Source organism: Bacillus sp. TL12 (genome assembly GCF_022625245.1).
Classification (GTDB): domain Bacteria; phylum Bacillota; class Bacilli; order Bacillales; family Bacillaceae_G; genus Bacillus_A.
This window is the reverse complement of record NZ_JAJJBY010000087.1, coordinates 1-5,385: the sequence shown is the minus strand read 5'-3', so window position 1 is coordinate 5,385 and position 5,385 is coordinate 1. Positions and strand designations below refer to the sequence as shown.

At 33.8% G+C, this 5,385-nt stretch carries 7 protein-coding genes and 1 pseudogene; 6 read left to right on the top strand and 2 right to left on the bottom strand.

Annotation, left to right across the window (positions count from 1 at the left end):
* Positions 1-141: pseudogene (locus tag LOK41_RS27120) on the top strand (serine hydrolase domain-containing protein); the annotation flags it as partial.
* Positions 142-264: 123 nt separating this feature from the next.
* Here LOK41_RS27120 and LOK41_RS27115 read toward each other — a convergent pair.
* Positions 265-804, bottom strand: coding sequence for a helix-turn-helix domain-containing protein (locus LOK41_RS27115; protein WP_241819173.1), 540 nt, complete (start codon positions 802-804; stop codon positions 265-267).
* A gap of 158 nt (positions 805-962) precedes the next feature.
* Here LOK41_RS27115 and LOK41_RS27110 point away from each other — a divergent pair, with 158 nt between their 5' ends.
* Genes LOK41_RS27110 through LOK41_RS27100 form a run of 3 tightly spaced genes read left to right on the top strand, consistent with a single transcriptional unit; the run spans position 963 to position 2,889 of the window.
* Complete coding sequence (locus LOK41_RS27110) at positions 963-1,202, top strand: PLDc N-terminal domain-containing protein (protein ID WP_241819171.1); 240 nt, start codon at positions 963-965, stop codon at positions 1,200-1,202.
* Positions 1,199-2,104: an ABC transporter ATP-binding protein gene (locus LOK41_RS27105; RefSeq protein ID WP_241819168.1), complete on the top strand. Its 906-nt coding sequence runs from the start codon at positions 1,199-1,201 to the stop codon at positions 2,102-2,104. The genes LOK41_RS27110 and LOK41_RS27105 overlap by 4 nt, the downstream gene beginning before the upstream one ends.
* A complete protein-coding gene (locus LOK41_RS27100; RefSeq protein WP_241819165.1) occupies positions 2,101-2,889 on the top strand; it encodes an ABC transporter permease in 789 nt (262 codons plus the stop codon). Before LOK41_RS27105 ends, LOK41_RS27100 begins: the two co-directional genes overlap by 4 nt.
* Positions 2,890-2,989: 100 nt before the next feature.
* Here LOK41_RS27100 and LOK41_RS27095 read toward each other — a convergent pair whose 3' ends face one another.
* On the bottom strand, positions 2,990-3,679 hold the full coding sequence (locus LOK41_RS27095) for an IS6 family transposase (protein WP_241819163.1): 690 nt from the start codon (positions 3,677-3,679) through the stop codon (positions 2,990-2,992).
* A gap of 334 nt (positions 3,680-4,013) precedes the next feature.
* Between LOK41_RS27095 and LOK41_RS27090 the strand changes: the two genes are divergently transcribed.
* Entirely contained in the window at positions 4,014-4,685 is a 672-nt protein-coding gene (locus LOK41_RS27090; protein ID WP_241819155.1) for a Crp/Fnr family transcriptional regulator, read from the top strand.
* 74 nt (positions 4,686-4,759) lie between these two features.
* The gene (locus LOK41_RS27085; protein ID WP_166703039.1) at positions 4,760-5,125 is read left to right on the top strand and encodes a carboxymuconolactone decarboxylase family protein; all 366 of its coding nucleotides are present in this window, start codon (positions 4,760-4,762) and stop codon (positions 5,123-5,125) included.
* The last annotated feature ends 260 nt before the right edge of the window (positions 5,126-5,385 follow it).

Genomic DNA, 5,385 nt, shown 5'->3' with positions numbered 1-5,385 from the left:
ACAGGTGGCAATCCAGGTTTTAGTACTTTTGCTGGAGGCACAATTGGAGGCAAGCATACATTAGCCGTTAATTTGAACAGCATTAAAGCTTATAGTCCTGATCTTTTTAAAAATATTTTACTTGCTGAATTTAGCAAGTAGGGGTCACCATACATGCCCATCAACTTAAGAATTTAGAATTACCCCAGACCGATAAAATTTTGCACAAGTTGCTCAATTTTATCGGTCTGGGGGCGCTATAAAAATTAGTATTATTTAATTTGTTTAAATATCTGGAATAATGGTAACAGCTATTGTTCGAACTGGTGCATCTATTTCGTTGCTCGCGGTATGGTAATATTTAGTTATTAATTCGTTTAATTCGCTTTGGAATTGTATAAAGTGTTCCTCATCTATCTTTAATTCTACTAAAGAAAAAGTAGCACCATCTTCCCTACAATTTTGCTCTTCTAATTTCTTAAGATAACTTTGATATTGATTCATAATTGATAATTGATAATATGAAACATAATCAAGTTTCTTCTCATTAGAAGCTTTTTTCCAATCTGCTACATTAAGTCTAGCCTCGCTTTCATTTAAAGCGTAATATTTTTCGGAAACAGATTTCACCTTTTTTTCTTTAATAACGCGAATAATACCAGAATCCAACATGATTTGTATATGTCTATATAGAGTTGCTTGAGGTACATCTTTAATAATTTTCACCATTTCTAAGGGGGTTAATCCATTTTCTTTATTCCTCATTAGTACCTGAGAAATTTTTATTCTTACTGGATGCATTAAGACTTCAACTTTATTATCCATAATGTTCTCCTTGTTTGTGTTTATCGATTGTTTTTCTATTTACCATCAATTACATTCTTATTATAAATAATGAGAATGGGTATTGCAATGCACTCCTTTTAAAGTTATTATTATCATTATCGATAATGATAATAATAACTTTAAAAGGAGTCTTAAAAATGCAACTGCACTATGGGTTTGATGAATTAAAAAATATTGACTTAATGGCTTTTATCCCCATAATATTGCCGTTTATTGCGGTAGGTACCTTATTAGCTTTAATTGCATTAATTGATCTATACAGACATAGAAAAACTAGAAAAAGCGTTCTGATTTGGACATTTATTATATTTTTTGTTAATACACTTGGTCCAATTCTGTACTTTGTTATAGGGCGAAAGGAGAGTGAGAGAATATGAAATTGGAAATCAAAAATGTGACGAAAACATTTAAAGAAAAAATCGCTGTTAATAATTTCTCGATGGAACTGCAATCGGGAGAATGTGTCGGCTTGATTGGACCGAATGGAGCTGGGAAATCAACATTGATAAAAGTGGTTTCAGATATTATCGACCCACACGAGGGCGAAGTTTTGCTGAATGGGAAAAAAATTTCGAAAATGAAAAGGGAAATAGGCTACCTGCCACAGTACCCTAACTTTTTTCATTGGATGACAGCGAAAGAAACACTTACGTTCATGGGACAACTTTCTGGATTGCAAAAAGAAGAATTAACAAATTCAATACCTGAAATTTTGACAAAAGTTGGACTAAGTGGTGAAGAAAATTTAAAAGTTGGGACATTTTCCGGTGGAATGAAACAGCGACTCGGTATTGCACAAGCACTATTGCATAAGCCTTCGCTTATTATCATGGATGAACCAGTATCCGCATTAGATCCCATCGGCCGAAGAGAAGTGTTAAATCTGATCAAAGAAATAAAAAAAGATACAACGATTTTATTATCAACCCATATACTGGGTGATGCGGAAGAAATATGCGAACGATTTGTAATTATAAAAAACGGATCAAAAATAAAAGATACAACAATCACCGAATTGTTAAACTGCAATAGCAAAGATAGGATAAGCTTAGAAATCACAGCGAAAGATCAAAATTGGATTGACATTGTAAAAAGATTACCTTATGTAAAGGAGATAGAAATCATTGGGCATAAAATCAAAATAAAAGTTAATAACATCGAAAAAAACAAAAATATGTTACTAAAAAATGCACTTGAGCATGAAGTGGACATCGTAAAATTTGAAGTTGATAATGATACGTTAGAAGAAATATTCTTAAAATTGGTGGTGGAAAGATGAATAAATTTATTGTACTGATAAAAAAAGAATTTGTTCAAATGGTACGTGATTTTAAAGTTCTCTGGCTACCGATCGTCTTTATCTTTTTAGGGATAACTCAACCTATAGTAACTCATTACTTGCCTTCAATTTTGGGATCATTAGGCGGTAGTCAGGGTATTACAATTGATCCGAGCATGACAGCTCAAAAAGGTGGAGAAGTACTAGCTAGTACGTTAGGGTCTCAATTTGATCAGCTCGGACTTATGATTCTTGCAATCTCAATGATGGGTATTATTCAAACGGATAAAGCAAATGGCATGTTGGCTTTTATTTTAACACGACCTGTTACTGTTATTTCATATATAGCTGGAAAAATTGTATCAAGTTATTTGATAGTAGCTTTTAGTGTAGCAATTGGATACTTTGCTTCTTATCTATATGTAAATTATCTTTTTTTAGATGTTCCATTTTCTCGCATGATTACTGCACTATTATTTTATCTTGTATGGGTTCTTTTTATCATATCTTTTACAACGATGATTAGTACTATTTTTAACAATCAGGGTATCATCGCATTAGTTTCAATTATCTTCCTTTTAGGTTGCAGAATTATTGTTGGTTTAAGTCCAGTTATCGATTTTGTAAATTCAGCAAGCATGAGCAAACATGCAATGGAAATGCTGATCACAGGATCAATGAATTCAAAAGCAATAAATAACACACTAGTAACGCTTGTTTGGATTGTACTAATATTCTTTGTAACGAATTATTGGATTGCCAATAAAAAATTTAATCACGAATAAGTAAAGAGTAACTGTGATGGGTTCTGGTGCAAAAATCATTTGATAGAGGCATAGAAACCTGCATAGACTGTTCAATGGTAGATTATGATGCAATTCCAAATCATTTATGTATGAATCTAACTTCATTTTGGGTAGACTTCACCTGTAAGTGAAGTTGTCCTTTTTTCATCATATGCATGGTTTCAACGCCACTCAATATAGAAGTGGCTGTTTCATATGATTTGAATCCTAACATAGAACGTACACGTTTCTTAATGAAACGGTGATCTTGTTCCACTATATTATTGAGATATTTAACTTGCCTTAGTTGTATGCCTTTAGGCATACGTTTCTCTTCTTTTAATTCTTGAATTGCTACAGGATAGGCAGGGTTCTTATCTACTGTTATTACGCGAGGTTTACAAATATGAGAAGCAGCCACGGCTTTCTTGAAAAAGCGCTTGGCTGCTTGTTTATCTCTTGATTCACTTAGATAAAAATCAATGGTATTTCCGTCTGAATCGACTGCGCGATATAAATACATCCATTGCCCTTTTACTTTCACATACGTTTCATCGACTCTCCAGGAATCATTTGTTGTCTTAAGATGACGTCGTACTCTTTCATCTAATTCAGGTCCATATTGATGCACCCAGCGCATAATAGTGGTGTGAGCAATAGACAAACCTCGTTCCTCCATCATTTCCACCAAATCACGAAAACTTAGGTTGTACCGTAGGTACCATCTTACCGTTAATAAGATAATATCAGGTTGATAACGCTTCCATTTGAACAAATTTTCCTTTTTCATACCGATCACACACCTTTTTTAGAATAATAGTATCAGTATGTACAAGTTTAAGAGATTACTTGCGAGAGCTTTAGAGTTTTTGCACCAGAGCCCAACATTTGATATTGACTCATATATCTCACCATCCATATAGATTTCTAGGTTCTCTAGATACATATGATTGTGATACCATATTTCGAATTTGTACCAGAAAAATTACAATATAGAAGCATTTAGAAAAAAAGAAATCCACCCTTTCTGGTATTATTTTATTAATCCGTTAAGCAACAAAAAAGTTGTTTAATTTACCATAAAGTCGTTTAAACATGGATTTAATAAAGATTAGGAGGAACAAATGATCAGTAAACTAAATCAAGTTATAAAATGTTTCCCTTGCCTGTCCTCTATTGAAGCTAAGGAATGGAATAGAACTGATATTTCTATAGTGCAAGTTCCAACCACTCCTGTAGCTTTTGCAAGGGGGCATCGCTTACACCATGCTATTTTTATTTTGGATGGCTGTGTACGCATTTATAGGGTTGGAGAAAATGGCAGGGAGATAACCCTCTATCGGGTTCAGAGCGGCGGCGTTTGTTTAATGATGATAGCTAGCATATTGGGTGATTTAGATTATGAGGCTTTTGCCGAAGTCGAAAGCGATGTTGAAGCCTTAATCATACCGGCCGAAACTTTTCGGAACTGGATACATACATACGATTCGTTAAGCAGATTTATATACGGATTATTTATTCGTAAAATGTCAACTGTGACTCAGCTTGTAGAAGAGATTGCTTTTAAAGGGATAGACGATCGGATTGCAGATTATCTCATTAAACATACCTCTCTATATTCCGACGAGATAATCATAACCCACGAGAAGTTGTCTATTGAGTTAGGTACAGCACGGGAAGTAGTTAGCCGGACACTAAAGAAGTTCGAGAAGGAGGGGCTTCTTACTTTACATCGCGGAAAAATCGTAAACATCCAACGAAAGGCTCTACAACAAAAATTTAGCCGTTTTCTGTGATATAGTTACAGAAATTCTCCTTCTTTAGATTATATGATAATGAGGACAACATTCATTAAGGAAGGAAGATCTTCATGGAAAATCTAAACGGTCTTTACAAAGGAGACGATGTTCTTTATCGAAATTCTTATTTAAAACGAATTAATGAGCTTATAAAAATGGCACCAGCATCCTCAAAAGCTTTTTTAACATTTGAGAAGGAGGCGTTTGTATCTGGATTAATACCAACGAAAACAAAGGAACTTATTGCGATTGCGGTGGCTCATACGACTGGTTGTCCCTATTGTATTGATGTTCATGTAAACAAGTATAAGAAATATGGGGGAACTATGGAAGAGGTTTTGGAGGCAATTATCGTTGCATCTGCAGTAAAAGCCGGAGCAGCCTTGAGTCACGGTGTAAATGCCTTAAATGCGTATGAGAAAAACAATATGCTATAGTAAATGGTTTTGTTTATTCACTTATAATGGGATAGCATTTAGATTTAAACGGCTTTATTGGTATGTTCTTAAGTATAGTGAAGTATCTTACATTAAAAATTAAACAATTTTTAAGGGTAAAGCTATCATTCATAAATAGCATTACCCTTCGTTTTTCACATCAAAATTAAATGACTTTATTATGTTTAAATACTTATATCCAAGAAAAATGTGTATTCTTTACACATAAGTATTCATTTTATCGTTTTGGGGTACAGCCG

Excerpts from the sequence above, each read along its gene's own strand:
- LOK41_RS27095 (WP_241819163.1), bottom strand. The coding sequence starts at position 3,679 with ATGAAAAAGGAAAATTTGTTCAAATGGAAGCGTTATCAACCTGATATT.
- LOK41_RS27110 (WP_241819171.1), top strand. The coding sequence starts at position 963 with ATGCAACTGCACTATGGGTTTGATGAATTAAAAAATATTGACTTAATG.
- LOK41_RS27100 (WP_241819165.1), top strand. The coding sequence starts at position 2,101 with ATGAATAAATTTATTGTACTGATAAAAAAAGAATTTGTTCAAATGGTA.
- LOK41_RS27090 (WP_241819155.1), top strand. The coding sequence starts at position 4,014 with ATGATCAGTAAACTAAATCAAGTTATAAAATGTTTCCCTTGCCTGTCC.
- LOK41_RS27115 (WP_241819173.1), bottom strand. The coding sequence starts at position 804 with ATGGATAATAAAGTTGAAGTCTTAATGCATCCAGTAAGAATAAAAATT.
- LOK41_RS27105 (WP_241819168.1), top strand. The coding sequence starts at position 1,199 with ATGAAATTGGAAATCAAAAATGTGACGAAAACATTTAAAGAAAAAATC.
- LOK41_RS27085 (WP_166703039.1), top strand. The coding sequence starts at position 4,760 with ATGGAAAATCTAAACGGTCTTTACAAAGGAGACGATGTTCTTTATCGA.